Annotated in this window: 26 protein-coding genes; 14 read left to right on the top strand and 12 right to left on the bottom strand. The window is 71.9% G+C overall.

The genetic code is table 11. The features are described from left to right. Positions 1-9: 9 nt before the first annotated feature. On the bottom strand, positions 10-741 hold the full coding sequence (locus ABZ659_RS00945) for an XRE family transcriptional regulator (RefSeq protein WP_360212062.1): 732 nt from the start codon (positions 739-741) through the stop codon (positions 10-12). Positions 742-898: 157 nt separating this feature from the next. Here ABZ659_RS00945 and ABZ659_RS00940 point away from each other — a divergent pair, with 157 nt between their 5' ends. From ABZ659_RS00940 to ABZ659_RS00880, 13 genes are all read left to right on the top strand, one after another. Next, complete coding sequence (locus ABZ659_RS00940; RefSeq protein ID WP_360212060.1) at positions 899-1,255, top strand: hypothetical protein; 357 nt, start codon at positions 899-901, stop codon at positions 1,253-1,255. Positions 1,256-1,257: 2 nt separating this feature from the next. After that, a complete protein-coding gene (locus ABZ659_RS00935; protein ID WP_360212058.1) occupies positions 1,258-2,613 on the top strand; it encodes an FtsK/SpoIIIE domain-containing protein in 1,356 nt (451 codons plus the stop codon). An 84-nt stretch (positions 2,614-2,697) separates the two neighbouring features. Continuing rightward, positions 2,698-2,856 carry a hypothetical protein gene (locus ABZ659_RS00930; protein WP_215207556.1) on the top strand — a complete coding sequence of 53 codons (159 nt, stop codon included), beginning with the start codon at positions 2,698-2,700 and terminating at the stop codon, positions 2,854-2,856. Next, the gene (locus tag ABZ659_RS00925) at positions 2,856-3,536 is read left to right on the top strand and encodes a DUF2637 domain-containing protein (protein WP_360212056.1); all 681 of its coding nucleotides are present in this window, start codon (positions 2,856-2,858) and stop codon (positions 3,534-3,536) included. Before ABZ659_RS00930 ends, ABZ659_RS00925 begins: the two co-directional genes overlap by 1 nt. Before the next feature lie 20 nt (positions 3,537-3,556). After that, complete coding sequence (locus ABZ659_RS00920; protein WP_360212054.1) at positions 3,557-3,745, top strand: hypothetical protein; 189 nt, start codon at positions 3,557-3,559, stop codon at positions 3,743-3,745. 5 nt (positions 3,746-3,750) lie between these two features. Beyond that, positions 3,751-3,942 carry a mobile element transfer protein gene (locus ABZ659_RS00915; RefSeq protein WP_360212052.1) on the top strand — a complete coding sequence of 64 codons (192 nt, stop codon included), beginning with the start codon at positions 3,751-3,753 and terminating at the stop codon, positions 3,940-3,942. Positions 3,943-3,954: 12 nt separating this feature from the next. After that, the gene (locus ABZ659_RS00910; protein WP_094103445.1) at positions 3,955-4,113 is read left to right on the top strand and encodes a hypothetical protein; all 159 of its coding nucleotides are present in this window, start codon (positions 3,955-3,957) and stop codon (positions 4,111-4,113) included. Positions 4,114-4,136: 23 nt separating this feature from the next. Beyond that, positions 4,137-4,445 (top strand): SpdD-like protein, encoded by a 309-nt coding sequence (locus tag ABZ659_RS00905; protein WP_360212050.1) that lies wholly within the window; start codon positions 4,137-4,139, stop codon positions 4,443-4,445. 94 nt (positions 4,446-4,539) lie between these two features. Continuing rightward, positions 4,540-5,091, top strand: coding sequence for a GGDEF domain-containing protein (locus ABZ659_RS00900; protein ID WP_360212048.1), 552 nt, complete (start codon positions 4,540-4,542; stop codon positions 5,089-5,091). A gap of 85 nt (positions 5,092-5,176) precedes the next feature. Further along, positions 5,177-5,362 (top strand): hypothetical protein, encoded by a 186-nt coding sequence (locus ABZ659_RS00895; RefSeq protein WP_360212046.1) that lies wholly within the window; start codon positions 5,177-5,179, stop codon positions 5,360-5,362. Continuing rightward, positions 5,355-6,734, top strand: coding sequence for a replication initiator protein RepSA (gene repSA / locus ABZ659_RS00890; RefSeq protein WP_360212044.1), 1,380 nt, complete (start codon positions 5,355-5,357; stop codon positions 6,732-6,734). The genes ABZ659_RS00895 and repSA overlap by 8 nt, the downstream gene beginning before the upstream one ends. Then, positions 6,731-6,928: a helix-turn-helix domain-containing protein gene (locus ABZ659_RS00885; protein ID WP_266371892.1), complete on the top strand. Its 198-nt coding sequence runs from the start codon at positions 6,731-6,733 to the stop codon at positions 6,926-6,928. Before repSA ends, ABZ659_RS00885 begins: the two co-directional genes overlap by 4 nt. After that, a complete protein-coding gene (locus tag ABZ659_RS00880) occupies positions 6,928-8,166 on the top strand; it encodes a site-specific integrase (protein ID WP_360212042.1) in 1,239 nt (412 codons plus the stop codon). Before ABZ659_RS00885 ends, ABZ659_RS00880 begins: the two co-directional genes overlap by 1 nt. A 157-nt stretch (positions 8,167-8,323) precedes the next feature. Here ABZ659_RS00880 and ABZ659_RS00875 read toward each other — a convergent pair whose 3' ends face one another. From ABZ659_RS00875 to rpsB, 6 genes are all read right to left on the bottom strand, one after another. Beyond that, positions 8,324-8,773 carry an SRPBCC family protein gene (locus ABZ659_RS00875; protein WP_360212040.1) on the bottom strand — a complete coding sequence of 150 codons (450 nt, stop codon included), beginning with the start codon at positions 8,771-8,773 and terminating at the stop codon, positions 8,324-8,326. Between the two features lie 132 nt (positions 8,774-8,905). Beyond that, positions 8,906-10,042, bottom strand: coding sequence for a phosphatidate cytidylyltransferase (locus ABZ659_RS00870; RefSeq protein WP_360212038.1), 1,137 nt, complete (start codon positions 10,040-10,042; stop codon positions 8,906-8,908). Next, positions 10,042-10,599 carry a ribosome recycling factor gene (gene frr, locus ABZ659_RS00865; protein WP_360212036.1) on the bottom strand — a complete coding sequence of 186 codons (558 nt, stop codon included), beginning with the start codon at positions 10,597-10,599 and terminating at the stop codon, positions 10,042-10,044. Before frr ends, ABZ659_RS00870 begins: the two co-directional genes overlap by 1 nt. A gap of 141 nt (positions 10,600-10,740) precedes the next feature. Further along, the gene (pyrH, locus tag ABZ659_RS00860; RefSeq protein WP_360212034.1) at positions 10,741-11,499 is read right to left on the bottom strand and encodes a UMP kinase; all 759 of its coding nucleotides are present in this window, start codon (positions 11,497-11,499) and stop codon (positions 10,741-10,743) included. A gap of 224 nt (positions 11,500-11,723) precedes the next feature. Beyond that, the gene (gene tsf / locus ABZ659_RS00855) at positions 11,724-12,560 is read right to left on the bottom strand and encodes a translation elongation factor Ts (RefSeq protein WP_360212032.1); all 837 of its coding nucleotides are present in this window, start codon (positions 12,558-12,560) and stop codon (positions 11,724-11,726) included. 153 nt (positions 12,561-12,713) lie between these two features. Continuing rightward, the gene (gene rpsB / locus ABZ659_RS00850) at positions 12,714-13,649 is read right to left on the bottom strand and encodes a 30S ribosomal protein S2 (RefSeq protein WP_360212030.1); all 936 of its coding nucleotides are present in this window, start codon (positions 13,647-13,649) and stop codon (positions 12,714-12,716) included. A 281-nt stretch (positions 13,650-13,930) separates the two neighbouring features. Between rpsB and ABZ659_RS00845 the strand changes: the two genes are divergently transcribed. After that, the gene (locus tag ABZ659_RS00845; protein WP_360212028.1) at positions 13,931-14,452 is read left to right on the top strand and encodes a M23 family metallopeptidase; all 522 of its coding nucleotides are present in this window, start codon (positions 13,931-13,933) and stop codon (positions 14,450-14,452) included. A 118-nt stretch (positions 14,453-14,570) separates the two neighbouring features. Here ABZ659_RS00845 and ABZ659_RS00840 read toward each other — a convergent pair whose 3' ends face one another. The 5 genes from ABZ659_RS00840 to ABZ659_RS00820 form a co-directional block, all read right to left on the bottom strand. Beyond that, a complete protein-coding gene (locus tag ABZ659_RS00840) occupies positions 14,571-15,137 on the bottom strand; it encodes a helix-turn-helix domain-containing protein (RefSeq protein ID WP_360212285.1) in 567 nt (188 codons plus the stop codon). Between the two features lie 143 nt (positions 15,138-15,280). Beyond that, on the bottom strand, positions 15,281-16,123 hold the full coding sequence (gene whiG, locus ABZ659_RS00835) for an RNA polymerase sigma factor WhiG (RefSeq protein WP_360212026.1): 843 nt from the start codon (positions 16,121-16,123) through the stop codon (positions 15,281-15,283). A gap of 270 nt (positions 16,124-16,393) precedes the next feature. Beyond that, the gene (gene dprA / locus ABZ659_RS00830) at positions 16,394-17,551 is read right to left on the bottom strand and encodes a DNA-processing protein DprA (RefSeq protein ID WP_360212024.1); all 1,158 of its coding nucleotides are present in this window, start codon (positions 17,549-17,551) and stop codon (positions 16,394-16,396) included. After that, the gene (locus tag ABZ659_RS00825) at positions 17,548-19,170 is read right to left on the bottom strand and encodes a YifB family Mg chelatase-like AAA ATPase (protein ID WP_360212022.1); all 1,623 of its coding nucleotides are present in this window, start codon (positions 19,168-19,170) and stop codon (positions 17,548-17,550) included. Before ABZ659_RS00825 ends, dprA begins: the two co-directional genes overlap by 4 nt. After that, complete coding sequence (locus ABZ659_RS00820; RefSeq protein ID WP_360212020.1) at positions 19,170-19,541, bottom strand: YraN family protein; 372 nt, start codon at positions 19,539-19,541, stop codon at positions 19,170-19,172. The genes ABZ659_RS00825 and ABZ659_RS00820 overlap by 1 nt, the downstream gene beginning before the upstream one ends. Positions 19,542-19,606 lie beyond the last annotated feature (65 nt).

Here is a 19,606-nt window from a genome sequence, read left to right as displayed (position 1 = left end):
GGGAGCCGGTTATGCCTTCCGGCCCTGCTCCCACGCGTAGTCGAAGCTCCGCATGTAGTGCCGGAACGTCCGCGCTCCCGGCAGGTACTTGAAGTGCATCACCGGGTTCTGTCCGGCGGGAGCTCCCAGCACGTGAGGGTTCACCAACACGTCGTCGTCGAACCGGTAGATCGAGTTGTAGAGGATCGTGTCGTGCAGCCGGATCTCGACGCCGGGCGTCGACATGGCGGGCTGCAAGTATCGGCGAGTGATCCGCGCTCGCGCCGCCAGGTCGTCGCCGATTCCCTCCTCTTCGCCACGCTGGCGCACAGCCGCGGACTCCGGGTCGCCCAGCAGGATGCGGACCTGGGCGCCGGCCTTCGCCTTGTCGGCCAACTGGTCCGGCAGGTCCGGGTGACTGTCGAAGAGGAACAGTCCCGCGTACACCAGGATGTCGACCTGGTCCGTCGCCTTCTCGATCAGAGAGGACCACAGCGGGACAGGGACCGCACCGCGGTGCGGGTAGTACGTGATCAGCTCCGACGCGCTCGCCTTCTCGGCCTGCTTCTCGACTGACGGCCAGACGTAGACCTCGTCGACCCCGAGGAAGCTTGCAGCCTTCCAACGGTGCCCCCGGTGCGGAGTGCGGTTCGTGGTGATCCAGCGCTCGACGCTCTTGGGATCGACTCCGACGTGTTCGGCAACGGACTGGATCGTCTCGCCATTCGCCGAAATCGCCGCGCGCAGACGCTCGTTCGCCATGGCGTGCCCTTCCTCGGGACCCGTAGGGACGTTTTGACGATAACTCAGACGTCCCTAAACGTCCATACGGGCCGTGATGCGTCCACCCCCTCTCGCGGTCTCCTGATCTCACCGACGGGACGTCGGCCAAGAACACGCCACAGCAGGAGACAAGACGATGCGTCAGATTACCGTGGACACCTCCACCGCGACCGTGATGGTCGCCAAGACCCCGCAGCCCAAGGTCAAGGACCGCCGTACCGGCGAGATCGCCACTGACATGGAGACCGGCGCGAAGCTGATGACCGTGGACGTGATGTTCGCGGCCAACGAGGAGGTGGAGATCCTGTCCATCACCGTCCCCGAGCCGGGCATCTCCGGTGAGCTGACCATGGGCACCCCGGTCGCGCTCACGGGCCTGATCGCCCGGCCGTGGGAGAACGACTTCAACGGCCAGAAGCGGCACGGCATCGCCTTCCGCGCCGTCGCGGTCACGTCCCTGGTCGCCGCTGCCGCGAACTCCACGGCGGCCTGATCATGACCGCCTCCACGGTCGCTCTGGTGCTGGTCGTCGCCGCTGCGGGTCTCCTGCGGTGGCGGCGTCCCGCCTGGTACTGGCTGACCTTCGGCGTCACCCTGGCCACGCTGCGGGTCCTGGTCCGCTACGCCTCCGTCATGGACGCCTGCGGGCTGACGGTCCCGCCCTCGCGCTGGCGCCTGGCCCTGGCACGAGTCACCAACCGGGACGTGCCGGCCTCCCGTCCGCCGCGCATCCTGCGCTTCCGCCCGACCCGGACCGGCCTGGTCCTGCGGCTGGGCCTGCGCCCCGGACAGGACGCCTTCGACGTCGCCGCCGCCTCCGACCGGCTGCGCCACTCCTTCTCGATGTACGGCGTCACCTCGCGTGAACTGCGGTCCGGCGTCGTGGAAGTGCGGATGACCGGATACGACGTCCTCAAGCGGGTGCAGATGCCCGCCAAGCTCGACACCCGCCCGATGCGGGTCCCGGTCGCGCTGCGCGAGGACGGCTCGGTGCACTACCGCGACTACCGGGCGATCCCGCACGCCCTCACCCTCGGCGCCACCGAGTCGGGCAAGTCCGTCTACCAGCGCAACCTGGTCGCCGGGCTCGCCCCGATGGATGTGGCCTTGGTCGGCGTCGACTGCAAACAGGGGGTCGAGCTGTTCCCGCTGGCCCGCCGGTTCTCCGCGCTGGCCGACAACCCCGACACCGCCGCCGACCTCCTCGACGCGCTCGTGTCCCGCATGGAAGGGGTCTACCAGCTCATCCGCGCCGAACAGCGCATCACCGCCGCCGTGCCGGACGCGGAGATCGCCGCCGACATCTGGGACCTGCCCGAACATCTGCGGCCCGTGCCGGTCGTGGTCCTGGTCGACGAGGTCGCCGAACTCGCCCTGTTCGCGAGCAAGGAGGAGGAGAAGCGGCGCGACCGGATCATCACCGCACTGGTCCGCCTCGCCCAGCTCGGCCGCGCGGCCGGCATCTATCTGGAGATCTGCGGGCAGCGCTTCGGCTCCGAACTCGGCAAGGGCATCACCATGCTCCGCGCCCAGCTCACCGGCCGCACCGCCCACCGCGTCAACGACGAAACCTCCGCCAACATGGCCTTCGGGGACATCTCCCCGGACGCCGTCCTGGCCGCCATCCAGATCCCCGCCGAACTGCGCGGCCTCGCCATAGCCGGGGACTCCACCGGCGGCTGGCACCGCATCCGCGCCCCGCACACCTCGCTCCGCCAGGCCGTGAACACCTGCAACCGGCACGCCGACCGCACCCCGGACCTGCCCGAACTGGCCCCCTTCCGGCCCGAACTGACCAGCGCCTCCGAGGCCCCGGCGCCGCTGGCTAAGACCGCTCCTGCCACGGCCTGACCTCCCCCGCTCCACGGTCGGCGCGACCACCCTTCGCGCCAGATCCCTACCCCTGCCATGCCTGATGAAGGGAGAACCCGCGTCATGTGCCCCGACTGCGAGGACTTCGCCCGCACCGTCCTGCTGCTCGGTCAGCTCGCCCTCTACGCCGACACCAGCGGCGCCGACCTCGACTTCGTCGACGTCGTCAGCCCCTCCCTGGCCGCATCCCTCCCCGAGCCGCCGACCGGTGAGGAGTCCTGATGGCCGCCCGCCACGGCCTGCGCGTCGACGCCGTCCTGGTCCAAGCCGTCATCGCCGGTGCCCTGTCCTTCGCCCACCTGCACGACCTGGCCGCCGCTGCCGGACAGGACGGCTGGAAAGCCTGGGCCTACCCCGTCAGCGTGGACCTGCTCCTGGTCGCCGCCTGGCGACGCCTGCGCAGTGAGGGTCCGTCCCGGCTGGCCTGGTGCTGGTTCCTCATCGCCCTGTTCGCCTCCCTCGGCGCCAATGTCGCCACCGCCGGATTCCTCGACCTGGCCGACCCGCCCGCCCTGCTCCGCCTGGGCATCGCCGGATGGCCCGCCCTCGCCTTCCTCGGCGGCACCCTCCTCGCCCACTCCGCCGACCACCGCACACCGACTCCGCCAGCACCCGTCCCGGCCCCGGAACCCGACCTCACCGACGACCACGAACCGCACCCCGCACCCGTGCCGGACCCGGAGCCCGCCCCCGCTCCGGCCGCGGCTCCAGTCGCGGAACCGCCGGCACTTCCGCCCGCCGACCCGGCCCCCGCGGTTCCGGCCGTCCTCGTCGACCACGCCCGCAAGGTCGCCGCCGACTACCGCGACCGCACCGGTGCCCCGATCGACACCGACACCCTGCGCGCCCGCCTCGGCGTCCCGCCCCACCTCGCCGACGCCATCGCCGCCCAGCTCACCTGACCCGGAAGACAGGACGACCGATGACCTTCGACCCCGCCGACCTGACCGCCGCCGACTACCTCGACAGCGCCCGCGAGATGACCGCCGCAGGTCGTCCCTACCTCGCCCACCTGCTCGCCGAGGAAGCTGCCCAGCGCACCCCCAGCCCGGCAGCCGCCGCCGGCATCCGCGCCAGCTTCCCCGACCCCACCACCGACCGGAAGGACTGACCGTCATGCCCGCCCGCGACCACTTCCACTCCGTGATGCGCATCGGCCCCGTACAGATCGGCACCCACCGCGACCGCCACGGCCGCACCGCGCACGCCGCCGTCTGCACCGCCGACCGCTGCGGCTGGTCCGCCGACTACTCCAGCCAGTCCGCCGCCCAGCTCGCCGCCCGCACCCACCGCTGCCGCGTCCGCTAGGAGACACCCGTCATGCAGGTCCCCCTCTGGTTCGCCCTCGCCGCCGTCGGCTACCTCGGCGTCAAGTTCCTGCGCCCGCCCTGGTGGCTCGTCGCCGTCCTCCTCCTCGGCGGCTACCTCCTCGCCGACAGCGTCCTGGCCCCCGCCATCGACACCGCCCTCACCAAGTAGTCCGCACCGAAGGGAGAACCGTCATGCTCCGCCCGAAGATCCCCACCATGCCCACCCCCACCGGGCTCGTCACCCCGCCCGCCGTCATCGAGCCGACCACCGTGGTCCAGCACCACCCGGCACCCGCCCCGGCCCCGGCCGCGTCGACCCGCCCGACCGTCCAGCTCACCCCCGGCGCAGTCCTCACCCTGGTCGGCGCCGGCACCGCCGTCGTCCTGGTCGTCGGCGCCGTCCTCGTCTCGATGCTCCTGGCCGTCGCCGTCACCGGCGCGTCCGTCGCCGTCTGCGCCGTGGTGGTCCGCTCGGTCATCGCCTCGCAGCACCGCCGCTGAACGGTCCCAGGGGCGACGCCCAAGCCGCCAAGCACGCCGCCGCTCCTGGGACCGGGTTCCGTCAAGCCAACCGCCATCGTCAAGGGACAACGCCATGGACCTGCACATAGCCGCGAGCATCGTGCCGTTACTCGGCTGGGCCGTGCACGGCGGCATCCTCACCCGCCGTCTCGCCTGCGCCCGCCGCGACCCGCTCACCGGCCTGCACACCCGCGCCGGATGGACCGCCCGCGCCGAACACCTCATCCGCCGGCACCCGAACGCCGCCGTCCTCCTGGTCGACCTCGACCACTTCAAAACCCTGAACGACACCCACGGCCACGCCGCCGGGGACACCGCCCTCGTCGCCACCGCCGACCGGCTGCGCACCTGGTGCGGACACCACGGCACCGCCGGTCGCCTGGGCGGGGACGAATTCGTCGCCGTGATCCGGGACCTGGCCGCCGTCGACCTCGACGCGCTCACCGCCGCGCTGCACCGGCCGCTGCCCTACGGCGGAACGTTCCTCCCGCTGGCCGCCTCGGTCGGCGTCTGCCCCGTCGCGGAGCTGACGGTGCCACTCCTCACGGACGCGCTCGCCGCCGCCGACGCGGCCATGTACGCGACCAAGGGCCGTACCCGCCGGGGCTCCCGCACCACTCGCTGAGAGGCCACCGGGTGGCGCACAAGCCGCCAAGCACGCCGCCACCCGGGGCCGTTCCTTCCAACCGCAATCGAAAGGAACCACCATCATGGCCCACCACACCCCGCCCCCGCCGAGGATCTGCCCGGCCTGCGACGGCTTCGCCTCCGTCGCCGTCACCCTCGGCGGCCGCGACCACCGCGGTCACCTGCGCACCATCACCGCGCACTGCCCGGCCTGCAACGGCCTCGGCGTCGCCCGTACCCGCCCCCACCGGGAGGGCGCCCGTGCCTGAGCAGCTGCTCGACCGTGCCACCCTCGGCGACCTGCTGAGGGTGGCTTCGGCCGTTGACTACCACCGCTGGCACGAGCAGATCCGCCGCACCGGCGGCTGCGCCGACCCCATCCACCTGACCGGCTGGGTCCTGCACAAGGACAAGACGACCGGCGAGACCCTGCACCACTACTCCACCGAGGGCGAACCCGGCGGACGGCTCCGCCTCGCCTGCGGCAACCGCCGGGCCTCCCGCTGCCCGTCCTGCGCCTGGACCTACGCGGGCGACACCTACCACCTCATCCGCGCCGGCCTCGCCGGGGACGACCGCCGCGACATCCCCGCCACCGTCCGCGACCATCCCCGCGTCTTCGCCACCCTCACCGCCCCCTCCTTCGGCCGCGTGCACAACCGGCCCGACGACCGGGGCATCTGCCGCTGCGGCACCCGCCACACCGCCGACGATTCCGCCCTCGGCACCGCCCTCGACCCGGACACGTACGACTACGCGGGCGCGGTGCTGTTCAACAACCACGCCGGACAGCTCTGGCAGCGCTTCACCAACCGGCTACGCCGGGAGGTCGCCGCCCGCGCCGGCCTCTCGCAACGGGAGCTGAAGGAAGCCGCCCGGCTCTCCTACGGCAAGGTCGCCGAGTTCCAGAAGCGCGGGGCCCTGCACTTCCACGCCGTGATCCGTATCGACGGACCGGACGGCCCCGGCACCCCGCCGCCGACCTGGGCCACGGTCGCCCTCCTCGAGGACGCCATCCGGGCCGCCGCCGCGCACTCCTACACCTCGGTCTCCGTCCCGGCCGCCGCCGACCAGCCCGCCCGGACGTTCCGATGGGGCCGACAGCTCGACGTCCGCCCGGTCAAGGCCTTCGGGGACGGCTCCGACATCACGGAACAGGCCGTCGCCTCCTACGTCGCCAAGTACGCCACCAAAGCCGCCGAGAACACCGGCACCCTCGACCGCCGCATCGGCGAACTCTCCGAACTCGACCGCCACGGCGTCCCCGACCACACCCGCCGTCTGATCGAAGCGTGCAAGCTGCTCGACCCGCTGTACCCGGACCGGCGCCTGTGGGCCTGGGCGCACATGCTCGGCTTCCGCGGCCACTTCTCCTCGAAGTCCCGCCGCTACTCCACCACCCTCGGCGCCCTGCGCCAGGCGCGCGCCGACTTCCGCGCCGCCCAGGAGCACGCCGCCCTCGGCCTCGACGGCCAGGAGCCGGACACCGTCCTGGTCCTCACCGACTGGCAGTACGCGGGCCACGGCCACACCCCCGGCGAATCCGTCCTGGCCGCCACCATCGCCCGCGGCCTCCAACTCAACCGCGAAACAGCCCGCGAAGCCCTGCGAGACCTGGCCCTGGAAGGAGCCGCCGCATGACCGTCCACACGCTTCCCGAGCGGTACCTGACCCCGGCCGACGTCGCCGAGCTGCTCGGCGTTCCGGTCGAGACGCTGTACCAGTGGCGGCGGAAGCGCACAGGTCCTCCGGCCTTTCGCGTCGGCCGGCACCTTCGCTACGACCCCGTCCGGCTTCGCGAGTGGGTCGACGGTCTGACCGAGGTGGCCGCCTGATGCCCGGCCACGTGCAGGATCGCTGGTACAAGACCGAGACGGGCCCGGACGGCAAGCCGGTGAAGGTGAAGACCGATCGCCACGGCAGCGGCCTGCGCTACCGGGCCCGGTACGTCGGTCCGGATGGCACGGAAAAGAGCCGGTCCTTCCCCGACCGTCAGAAGCGCAAGGCGGAGGAGTGGCTGGCCGAGACGGCGGCCGACATGTCCCGTGGTCAGTACGTCGATCCCAAGGCCGCCCGGATGACCTTCCAGCAGTACGCGGAGCGCTGGATCACCGGGCAGACGACCGACCTGAACACACGGATCGGAGTGGAGACCCGGCTTCGGCGGCACGCCTTCCCCCGCATCGGGGCGCGTCCGCTCGGGTCCTTCCGGCCGGTCCACATCCGCGAGTTCGTGCGCGACCTGGAGGTCGACTCGGCGATAGGCGGCAGCTACGCCCGCAACATCTACGCCAACGTCCGCGCGGTCCTGTCGGCCGCCGTGGACGACGGCCACCTCGCCCGGAATCCGTGCTCGGCGGCATCGGTCCGCCCGCCAGCCGTCTCGGCCGCCCGGGTCGTGCCCTGGCTCCCCTCTCAGGTGCGCGCGGTCCGCAACGCTCTGCCTGAGCGGTACCAGGCCATGGTCTCCGTGGGCAGCGGCTGCGGTCTCCGCCAGGGCGAGATCATCGGCCTGTCCGAGGACTCCGTGCACCTCGACGGCGACACGCTGCGGGTCACGACTCAGGTCAAGCTGATCCGTGGTGTCGCGGTCTTCGCTCCGCCCAAGGGCAACAAGGAGCGGGACGTGCCGCTGCCGTCCTCGGTGGCCTCCGCCCTGCGCCGGCACATGGAGCTTCACCCGCCTGTGGGTATCAAGTTGCCGTGGGGTCGGCCGGACGGTCCGCTCACCGAGCGGCGTCTGATCTTCACGAACACGGTCGGCGGGATCGTCTGGCGGAGCAACTTCAACTTCCACGAGTGGAAGCGCGCCCTCGCCGCGGCCGGCCTCATCCCGACGCCGGAACCGGGGAAGCCGTACGCCTCCGCCCGGCAGCACGGGATGCACGCCCTTCGCCACTTCTACGCCTCGGTCCTCCTGGACGCGGGCGAGAGCATCAAGGCCGTGAGCGAGTACCTCGGCCACGCCGATCCGGCGATGACGCTGCGGGTGTACGCCCACCTGATGCCCAGCAGCAGCGAGCGGGCCCGCCGGGCCTTGGACGACGTCTTCGGCACGGCCCAGGAGCCCTGACGGCCCAGGGACGGCCCACCGGGTACCAGACGGCCCCCTGCTGGCGGCAAAACCGCTGGTAGGGGGCTTCTTCATGCCCGTCGGAGATCAGTTCTCCGGGCTTAGGCATGGCCGTACCAGTGTCGCAGATCCACTGGAGTGGCCCGCCCGGCGTCCGTCAGACGACCATCCGCTCCACCTGCTCCTTGAGCTGCTGCTCGTTGCGGGGCAGTTCGCGGCGGACCTGGGGGCGGACGACGAGGGGGACCAGGGCCTTGCCGATGCCGTGGCCGACGAAGTCCACCTCCATGGTGACGCGGGAGCGGCGACCGCCGTCGAGCGGCTCGATCTCGCCGTGGAAGAAGGCGCGGACGGGACCGTCGATGGTCTGCACCCGCCAGCTGTGCGGCGGCTGGTACTCGGTGAACTCCATGGTCATCGGCATCTCCCGGCTGCCGACGCGCCGGGTGACCCGGACCCGGGAGCCGGTGTGCGGCGGGCCCTCGTCCAGCGGCTCCGCGTGCAGCGCGCTCAGCTGCCAGTCGGGCAGGTGGGAGGGGTCGACGGCGTAGGCGTAGACGTCCTCGGGGCTGCGGTCGACGTCGATCTGTTCGCGGATGGTGTGCATGGTGGACCCCTTTTGTCCGGCCTTACACCGAAATGGTCCCACCAGGGCGCCGGGGCCGCCAACAACGACGGAGTCCCCGTCCCGCGGGGGACGAGGACTCCGTACGGACGCTTGGCGCGCTCGGGCCCGCCGTCAGGTGGAGCCGACGAAGGCCACCATCAGCAGCCACACGATCGGCGCCGTCGGCAGCAGCGAGTCCAGCCGGTCCATGATGCCGCCGTGGCCCGGCAGGAGCGTGCCCATGTCCTTGATGCCGAGGTCCCTCTTGATCATCGACTCGCCGAGGTCGCCCAGCGTGGCGCTGGCCGCGACCGCGAGGCCGAGCAGCAGGCCCTGCCACCAGGCGCCGTCGTCGACCAGGAACTGCATACACAGCGCGCCCGCCACCATCGCGAAGCCCACCGCGCCGAGCAGCCCCTCGCGGGTCTTGCCGGGACTGATCCGCGGCGCCAGCTTGTGCCTGCCGAACCGCCACCCGACGGCGTACGCCCCGGTGTCGCTGACCACCGTCAGCAGCAGGAACGTCAGCACCCGGTACGGCCCGTCGTCCGCGGCCAGCAGCAGCGCCACGAACGTCGCCAGGAACGGCACGTAGAACGCGGCGAAGACGCCCGCCGTGACGTCCTTCAGATAGCCCTCCGGCGGTTCCGTCATCCGCCAGACGAGGACCGCGAGCGCGGTGAGGGCCATCGCCACCCAGGCGCCCTCGGCCCCGCGCACGTACCCGGCGACGACCATCGCCGCGCCGCCGACCGCGAGTGGCACCAGTGGCGCCTTGATCCCCTTGCGTTCGTCGAGCCGTGTGGTCAGCTCCCACAGGCCCACGACCACGGCGACCGCGACGACGCCGACGAACACGGCCTTGACGACGAACAGCGACGCGATGATCACCACGCCGAGGCCGACGCCGACCCCTATCGCGGCGCCCAGGTCGCGTCCCGCGCTCTTCTTCTGCCGGGAGACCGGCTGCGGGGCGTCGGACATGGGCTCCGGATTCTGCGGCACGGTCCCGTGCGCGTGCGGTGCGTAGGGCTGTGCCGCCGGTGTTTCGTCGCGGAACAGGGGGCCGCTCAGCCGAGCGGCCCCCCGGTCGTCATCCTGGTCTCCGCCGGCTGCGGACATATCGGGCACGAACGGCATGGGGCGAGTCTGCTGCGCGTCATGCGCATCGTACGTGGGACCCGCCGGGACGGCTCCCGGAACAGGCCCCTGTCCGGACGGCCCCCAGTACCCGGCTGGCGGCGGCGTCCCCCAGGAAGAGTCGTTCATCAGACCTCGAGCAGCTCCGACTCCTTGTGCTTGAGCAGCTCGTCCACCTGGGCGACGTACTTCGCCGTGGTGTCGTCCAGCTCCTTCTCCGCACGGCGGCCCTCGTCCTCGCCGACCTCGCCGTCCTTGATCAGCTTGTCGATGGCGTCCTTGGCCTTGCGGCGGACGGAGCGGATCGAGATCTTGGCGTCCTCGCCCTTGCCCCGGGCGACCTTGATGTACTCCCGGCGGCGCTCCTCGGTCAGCTCGGGGAACACCACCCGGATGATGTTGCCGTCGTTGCTCGGGTTGACGCCCAGGTCGGAGTCGCGGATCGCCTGCTCGATGTTGCGCAGCGCGCTCTTGTCGAACGGGGTCACCACGGCCATGCGCGGCTCGGGCACGGAGAACGAGGCCAGCTGGTTGATCGGCGTCGGCGCGCCGTAGTAGTCGGCCACGATCTTGTTGAACATCGCCGGGTGCGCACGGCCGGTGCGGATCGCGGCGAAGTCCTCCTTGGCGACCACGACGGCCTTCTCCATCTTCTCCTCGGCTTCGAGGAGGCTCTCTTCGATCACCACTTGCTCCTGCGTGTCTTGAGTAGGCCCGGCTGCGTCTCTTGGCTGCGGTCGGCGGCCGGCTGCGTCGCGTCTTCTTCCTGCACGGTTCCCGACCGGCAGGACATTGTCCATCCCCCGGTCAGGCCCGCGGTCCTTCGGTCAGACCCGGCCGTCCTGGTCACCGACCAGCGTGCCGATCTTCTCACCCTTGACGGCGCGGGCGATATTGCCCTCCTTCAGGAGTTCGAAGACGACGATCGGCAGCTTGTTGTCGCGGCACAGGGTGACGGCGGTGGCGTCGGCGACCTTCAGGTCGCGGGTGATGACCTCGCCGTAGCCGAGCGCGTCGAACTTCACGGCGTCCGGATTGGTCTTCGGGTCGGAGTCGTAGACCCCGTCGACCCCGTTCTTGCCCATCAGCAGGGCCTCGGCGTCGATCTCCAGGGCGCGCTGGGCGGCGGTGGTGTCGGTGGAGAAGTACGGCATCCCCATACCGGCGCCGAAGATGACGACGCGGCCCTTCTCCAGGTGGCGCACGGCACGCAGCGGGATGTACGGCTCGGCGACCTGCCCCATGGTGATGGCGGTCTGCACCCGGCAGTCCACGCCCTCCTTCTCCAGGAAGTCCTGGAGGGCGAGGCAGTTCATCACCGTGCCCAACATGCCCATGTAGTCGGAGCGGGCCCGGTCCATGCCGCGCACCTGGAGTTCCGCGCCGCGGAAGAAGTTGCCGCCGCCGATGACGATCGCGATCTGGGCGCCGTCCCGGACGACGGCGGCGATCTCGCGCGCGATGGCGTGCACCACGTCGGGGTCCACGCCCAGACCCCCGCCGCCTGAGAAGGCCTCCCCGGACAGCTTCAGCAGAAACCGGCGGCGTCCTTTGCCGTCGTCGCTCTTCTCGGCCTTGGTGGTCATGGCAATCCCGCCTCTGTTACGTGTTGCACATACCAAGAAGGCCATTGCCGGTGGGGCGTGGTTCGCATCCCATGCTCGGCAATGGCCTCCTTGTCAGATCTGCTGCCGTCCGCCACGCGCGCGTACGTCTCGGTCATGACGTGCGCGGTACGAGTGCCAGCGGGCGACTGCGTTCGACCCTAGCGGGTTTCCGCCCGGGGTCGCGCGTCGATCGCGGTACGGACTCAGATGCCGACCTTGATGCGCGTGAAGCGCTTCAGGGTGACACCGGCCTCGTCCAGCACCTTCTGGACCGACTTCTTGTTGTCCAGCGCGTACGGCTGGCCCAGCAGCGTGGCGTCCTTGAAGAAGCCGTTGAGGCGACCCTCGACGATCTTCGGCAGGGCGGCCTCGGGCTTGCCCTCGGCGCGGGTGGTCTCCTCGGCGATGCGGCGCTCGGCCTCGACGATGTCGGCCGGGACGTCGTCCTTGGAGAGGTACTTCGGCGCGAACGCGGCGATGTGCTGCGCGACGCCCTTGGCGACCTCGGCGTTGGGCTTGTCCAGCTCCACGAGGACACCGATCTGCGGGGGCAGGTCGGGCATCGTGCGGTGCATGTACGCGGTGACGTAGCCGTCGGCGAACTGCGCGAAGCGGTCCAGGACGATCTTCTCGCCGAGGTTGGCGTTGGCCTCGTCGACGTACGCCTGGACGGTCTTGCCGGGCTCGATCTCGGAGGCGAGCAGGGCCTCCAGGTCGGCCGGGGCGCTCTTCGCGACGTGCTCGGCGATGGTCCTGGCCACGGCCTGGAACTTGTCGCCCTTGGCGACGAAGTCCGTCTCGCACTTCAGCTCGACGAGGACGCCCGAGGAGTTGTCGTCGGCGATGATCGAGACCACGGCGCCGTTCTCGGCGGAGCGGCCCTCACGCTTGGCGACGCCCTTCTGGCCCTTGATACGGAGCGCCTCGACGGCCTTCTCGACGTTGCCGTCGGCCTCGTCCAGCGCCTTCTTGCAGTCCATCATGCCGGCGCCGGTCAGCTCGCGGAGCTTCTTGACGTCGGCGGCGGTGTAGTTCGCCATGAGTCTGTGAGTCTTTCTCGAAGTCTGGAAGATCGGAGATCTGCGGGGTACGGCCTCCATGTGGGCAAAGGCCGCTGTCCTGCCACTGACCTACGGGTGAACGGCGGGAGCGGGGTTCACCTCGCTCCCGCCGTCAACGGCTGACGCCGACGGTCAGGCCTGCTCGCCCTCGGCGGCCGGGGCCTCGGCAGCGGGGGCCTCGGCAGCGGGGGCCTCTTCGGCGGCGGGAGCCTCGGCGGGCTTCTCGGCCTCCGGAGCGGCCTCGGCGGCGGGGGCGGCCTCGGCGGCGGGGGCCGTCTCCTCGGAGTCGGCCTTCTTCTCGCCCTTGAGCAGGTCGCGCTCCCACTCGGCCAGCGGCTCGCCCGCGGCCTTCTCGCCCTTGCCCTCACCGGCGCCACCGGAGCGGGCGATGAGGCCCTCGGCGACGGCGTCGGCGATCACGCGGGTGAGCAGGGTGACGGAGCGGATCGCGTCGTCGTTGCCCGGGATCTTGTAGTCGACCTCGTCGGGGTCGCAGTTGGTGTCGAGGATCGCGACGACCGGGATGTTCAGCTTCCGGGCCTCACCGACGGCGATGTGCTCCTTCTTGGTGTCCACGATCCAGACGGCGCTGGGCACCTTCTGCATCTCGCGGATACCGCCGAGGGTCTTCTCCAGCTTGGCCTTCTCGCGCGAGAGCACGAGAAGCTCCTTCTTGGTCAGACCGGACGCCGCGACGTCCTCGAAGTCGATCTGCTCAAGCTCCTTCAGGCGCTGGAGACGCTTGTAGACGGTGGAGAAGTTGGTGAGCATTCCGCCCAGCCAGCGCTGGTTGACGTAGGGCATACCGACGCGGGTGGCCTGCTCCGCGATGGCTTCCTGCGCCTGCTTCTTCGTACCGACGAACATGACCGTGCCGCCGTGGGCGACGGTCTCCTTGACGAACTCGTAGGCGCGGTCGATGTACGACAGCGACTGGAGCAGGTCGATGATGTAGATGCCGTTGCGCTCGGTGAAGATGAAGCGCTTCATCTTCGGGTTCCAGCGACGGGTCTGGTGACCGAAGTGGACGCCGCTCTCCAGCAGCTCCCGCATCGTGACGACGGCCATGGCCGTTCTCCTCGTGTTTCTCGGTTGTGCCGCGGGCACCGGTCGGCGCCCACGCCTGACGCCCGCGTGCGCCGTGCCACAAGGGACCGAGGGGCGCTGACGCGGAGAAACCGATCACTGTCGGCCACTCGTTGTCGGGGCGTGCGAAGTCGACCCGGTGGCCCGGGTCGCCACCAGAAGTGTACGGGACCGGCGGAGCACCGGGTGACGTCGCTGTCCACAACCGGGCGGTACTCCACAGGCCCACACCGCGACCAGCACCACCGCGGGACGCTACGGCCATGCACCCACGACTGGCCGCACACCTGCTGTTGCCCCTGCTCCTACCGCTGCTCCCGGCCCTGTTCACGCCCCCACCGGTCGCCACGACCTGGCCCCTGGCCCCCCGCCCACCGGTCCTGCGCGGCTGGGACCCGCCCCCGACCCCGTACGCCCGGGGCCACCGAGGCGTCGACCTCCGCGCCACGCCGGGCACCCCGGTCCGCGCGGTGGCACCGGGCCGCGTCCGCTACGCGGGCCGGGTGGCGGGCCGGGGCGTGATCAGCGTGGAACTCCACGACACCGGGCACCCACCCCTCCGCACGACGTACGAGCCGGTGGCCCCGACAGTCCGCAAGGGCGACGAGGTCACCCCGGGCCAACCCCTGGGCACCCTCTCCCCCAAGGGCTCCCACTGCCCCACCTCATGCCTCCACTGGGGCCTGCGCAGAGGCAACGAGTACCTGAACCCACTGAGCCTGCTCCCCCCGCACCTGCTCCGCCGGGGCACCTCAAGGCTCTTGCCGGTACCAGGCTCTCCCTAGCTGCGGGCGGTCGTGCGCCGGGGCGGCACGGGTGGGCGCAGCGGCATCCCGGAGCGCCGGGCGCGCGACCCACCCCGGGCCGACAACACCGACACCGCAGCGGCACCGGCGACGGAGGTCACCGCCCCCCGCCACCAACCCCCCGCAACGCCATCCCCACAGCCGCCTCGGTGATCGCCGACGGCACCTCCGCCGCACCCAGCTCGATCCGCCGCACGGCCGCGTCGACCACCCCCTGGAGCAGCATCGCGGCCAGCCGCGGCTCCCCGTGCCCCATCTCCCGCAGCGCCTGGACGATCATCGCCACCAGCGACCCGTGCGCGGCCCGGATCTTCTCCCGGGCCCCGGCGTCCAGCTCACTCGCCGAGATCGCGACGACGGCCCGGTGCCGCCGGTCACCCACCAGCGCCAGCTGCTGCCGCACATACGCCTCGACCTTGCCCTCAGGCGTCGCGGCGCGCGCCATCGCCGCCTCGACCTCCGCCGCCCACACGGGGAAGTCGACCTCGCACAGTTCCTCCACGACCGCGGCGCGCGACCGGAAGTACTCGTAGACGGACGACCGGGCTAGCCCGGTCCGCTCGGCGAGGGCCGGGAAGGTCAGTGCCTCCGTCCCACCCTCGGACAACAGGGAGCGGGCCGCGTCCAGCAGGGCGGCTCGCTGCATCGACCGGTGCTCGGCCACGGAGGCCGCTCGAATCCTTGGCACGTCAACCACTCTACGGACGCTTCACCCCCGACGGGAGTGACTCCCCCTGCACCAGTGACCTCAGGCCCTCGTCTCCGTGACCTGTGGCCCTGGAGTCGGGTGACCTCCGGCCCCGGCCCTCACCGCCCGAAACCCGCCAGCTTCGCCCGTAGCTGGAGCACCGACTTGGTGTGGATCTGGCTCACCCGGCTCTCGGTCACCCCGAGCACGTTGCCGATCTCCGCGAGGGTGAGGCCCTCGTAGTAGTAGAGCGTCACCACCGTCTTCTCCCGCTCGGGCAACGTGTTGATCGCCCGCGCGAGGAACCTCCGCAGCTCCCGGTCCTCGGCCACCTCCACCGGGTTGTCCGCGGTGGTGTCCTCCAGGGTGTCCATCAGGCTCAGCCGGTCCCCGCCCTCCCCGCCGACGTGCAGCAGCTCCTCCAGGGCCACCACGTTGGCCAGCGACAACTGGCTGAAGACCGCGTGCAGTTCGTCCACCGCGATCCCCAGCTCGGTGGCCACCTCACCCTCCGACGGGGTCCGCCGCAGCCGGGCCTCCAGGGTGGCGTACGCCCGCTCCACGTTGCGCGCCTTCTGCCGCACCGACCGGGGGATCCAGTCCAGCGCCCGCAGCTCGTCGATCATCGCGCCCCGGATCCGGGTGATCGCGTACGTCTCGAACTTGATCTCCCGCTCGACGTCGAACTTCTCGATCGCGTCGATCAGCCCGAAGACGCCCGAGGAGACGAAGTCGGCCTGTTCCACATTGGGCGGCAGCCCCACGCTCACCCGTCCCGCCACGTACTTCACCAGCGGCGAGTAGTGCAGGATCAACTGCTCGCGCAGCCGGTCGTCTCCTGTCGCCTTGTATGACCGCCACAGCTCGTCGAGCGTCGAAGGAGCCTGCGGCCGTACGCTGCCACCGTCGCGGGCGGCTGGGGGGAGCGCCGCCCGGTCGGACCCGGAGGTGTGCTGGGGCATTCGTCGCCTTGTGCCGTTCTGCCGTGAAGGATGGTTCCTGGGTGAGCTGTCGGGGTGATGCCGAAGTTGCCGGTCTGCGTCCAGATCACGTGAGCGTAGCGTGACTGCGGTGTCGCAGTGTGCGAAGAACGTGGCTGACCCGGTACGCAGATACGTTCCTCTAACCGCCCCACCGAGTTCCGCCCGTCGCTCTGTGTGATCACGGGCCGCCACCAACTGCCAGATTTCCCAAGGGTTTCGGCGTTCCCTCGGACGGCCGAACACAGTCGGTCAGCACGCCCCCCTTCCCTCCCGCGCGGAGATCATCGCCTGGCGTGTCAACTTCCAGTCATCGCCATGTCGTTCGACGTATCCGAGTGCCCGCAGTTCGTACAGCCTGGCGATCGTGTCGTCCTGGCTGGTCTGCGCCCCGCAGGCGATGTCCGGCACCCCCGCGGCACCGCGCCCCGGCAGCGCGGCGAGGACCCGCCGGGCGCCCGGTTCCAGCAGGTCACGCGGCAGTACGGGCCCGCGCCGGTCGGGGGCCAGCTCGCCCATGTCCCCGACCAGTTCCACCACGTCAGCCGCGTCCGTGACCAGCACGGCGTCCTGGCGCAGCAGTTCGTGCACCCCTCCTGACAGTCCACTGGTCGCCGGCCCCGGTACGCCCATGGTGTGGCGGCCGAGACGCTGGGCGGCCCGCGCCGTGGCCAGGGAGCCGCTGCGGTAGGCGGCCTCGACGACCACGGTGCCCCGGGTCAGCGCGGCGATCACCCGGTTGCGCAGCACGAACCGGCTCGGCGTCGGATGGTCCCCCGGCGGCAGCTCCCCGACCAGCAGCCCCTGCTCCCCGATCCGCTCGATCAACTGGACGTGCCCGCGCGGGTAGGGCCGGTCCAGACCGCAGGCGAGGACGGCGACCGTGGCCCCGCCCGCGCCCAGCGCCCCCCGGTGCGCGGCACCGTCGACGCCGTAGGCGCCGCCGGAGACCACGACCCAGCCGCGTTCGGCGAGCCCGGCGGCGAGCGTGACCGCCATATGGGCGCCGTACTCGGTGCAGGCCCGCGCGCCCACGACCGCGACCGATCTGAGCGCCCAGGTGCGCAGAGCGGGCCGCCCCCGCACCCAGAGCCCGATCGGCCGCCCGTCCCCGAGGTCGTCGAGCTGGCCGGGCCACTCCACCTGTCCGGGCCGCACGAACCGCACCCCGGCCGCCGCCGCGACCGCGAGGTCCCGCTCCGGCTCGGCCCGCCGGGCCCGCGCCCGCAGCCCGCCCCACCGCTTGGGGCTCACCCCCGGCAGGGCCGCGCCGTCCGCGCCGAGCAACCGCCGCACCACCTCCCCGGCCCCGTACTCCCGCACCCACCGCCCGCCGACCTCGTCCCCGGGCTCCAGCACCCGGGTCAGCAGCACCCGGTCGAGCAGCTCACCGTCGCCGTGCCCGCTCATGTCAGCGCCCCGATGGCCATCGGCACCCCGCGCGGCACACCCGTCCGCAGTTGCAGGGCGAGGGCGACGTCCGTGGCGTCGGGCTGGTCGTGGCCCATGAGGTCGGCGACGGTCCAGGCGACGCGCAGCACCCGGTCCACCCCACGGGCGGTCAGCGCGCCCCGCTCCAGACTGCGCTCGGCCTCGTCCATCGCCCCGCTCACGGCACGCCAGCGGCTGCGCAGCTCACGGCCGGGCACTTCGCTGTTGGTCCGCCACGGAGTCCCCGCGAGACGCGCCGCCGCCCGATCCCGTGCCCCGCGCACCCGGTCGGCGACCGTCGCCGTGGACTCGCCCCGCGCCCCGGCATCGAACTCCGCGCGGGTGACGCGGTCGACCTCCACCCGCAGGTCGACCCGGTCCAACAAGGGGCCGGAGAGCCTGGCCTGGTAGCGGCGGATGGCGGCGGGCGGGCACTCGCAGAAGTCGTCCGTCCGGGAGAACCGGCCGCAGGGGCAGGGGTTCGCCGCGAGCACCATCAGGAACGTCGCCGGGAACCGCACCACCCCGGCGCTGCGCGCGATCACCACGTGGCCCGCCTCCAGCGGCTGCCGCAGCGCGTCCAGGGCGTGGCTGCTGAACTCGGGGGTCTCGTCCAGGAACAACACCCCCCGGTGGGACAGGGACACCGCGCCCGGCCGGGCGCTGCCGGGGCCGCCGCCGACGAGGGCCTGCATGGTGGCCGAGTGGTGCGGGGCGCAGTAGGGGGCGGTGTCGATAAGGGGTTCGCCGGCCGGCAGCAGTCCCGCGACCGAGTGCACGGCGGTGACCTCCAGGGACTCCTGCCGGGTGAGCGGGGGCAGCAGGCCGGGCAGCCGCTCCGCGAGCATCGTCTTGCCCGCGCCCGGCGGCCCTTCCAGGAAGAGGTGGTGCCCTCCGGCCGCCGCGACCTCCACGGCGGTGCGCGCCGACCGCTGCCCGACGACGTCGGCGAGGTCGTGCCCCTGGTCGTGCCGGGCTGCCCCGCCGCTGTGCATCCCGGTGGCGGCGCCGGTGCCCGGCACCCGCAGCGCGGCGAGCAGCGGGTCGGGCCGACCGGGGTCGTCGGGTTCCTCGTCGGGCACGGGCTCGTCCGCCAGCACGGCGATCAGCTGCCGCAGGCTGCGCACCCCGAGCACGGACACCCCGGGCACCAGGGCGGCCTCGGCCGCGGCGCACTCCGGCACCACCACCTGCTCGTACCCCGCGTCCGCAGCGGCGAGCACCGCGGGCAGGATGCCCCGCACCGGCCGCACCCGGCCGTCGAGGCCCAGCTCCCCGATCATCACGATGTCGGCGAGCACCCGCGGGTCGATACGCTCCCCGGCGCCGAGCACCGCGCAGGCCACAGCCAGGTCGAACCCGCTGCCCGCCTTGGGCACCGACGCCGGGCTCAGCCCCACGGTGAGTTTCTTCTGCGGCCACTCGGCGCCGGAGTTCACCACCGCCGCCCGCACCCGGTCCCGGCTCTCGATGAGGCTCTTGTCGGGCAGCCCGACCAGGGTGAACGCCGCGACCCCCGGTTCCAGGTCGGCCTGCACCTCGACGACCACGCCCTCGACGCCGACGAGGGCCACGGAGCACGTACGCGCGAAGGCCATCACGCCACCGCCCGCGCGTGCTCGACGACGGGGGCGCCGCGCGGCGGCAGCACCACTCCGACCAGGTCGATGCGGACGCCACCGGGTGGCGCTCCGCCGTGGCTCTGGATCCAGCGTTGGGCGAGATCCCGCAGCCGCTCCGCCTTCCCGGGGGTCACCGCGGCCATCGGGTGCTCGAACCGGCCGCCCCTGCGGGTCTTCACCTCGCAGACGACCAGCACGTCCCCGTCGCGTGCCACGATGTCGATCTCACCGGACCGGCCACAGCGCCAGTTGCGCTCCAGGACCGTCATCCCGGCCTGCGCCAGCCGCCGTGCGGCCAGCGTCTCGCCGTACCTGCCGAGTGCGCTGCGTGCCAGATGCGTGTTCATGTGGGCACCACCTCCGGCACCCACGATGACCGCGGCTCAGCAAGCTAGTGGATCTTGGTGGACGG

This window comes from Streptomyces sp. NPDC006997 (assembly GCF_040635175.1).
GTDB lineage: Bacteria > Actinomycetota > Actinomycetes > Streptomycetales > Streptomycetaceae > Streptomyces.
This window is presented reverse-complemented; position numbering and strand designations above follow the sequence as displayed.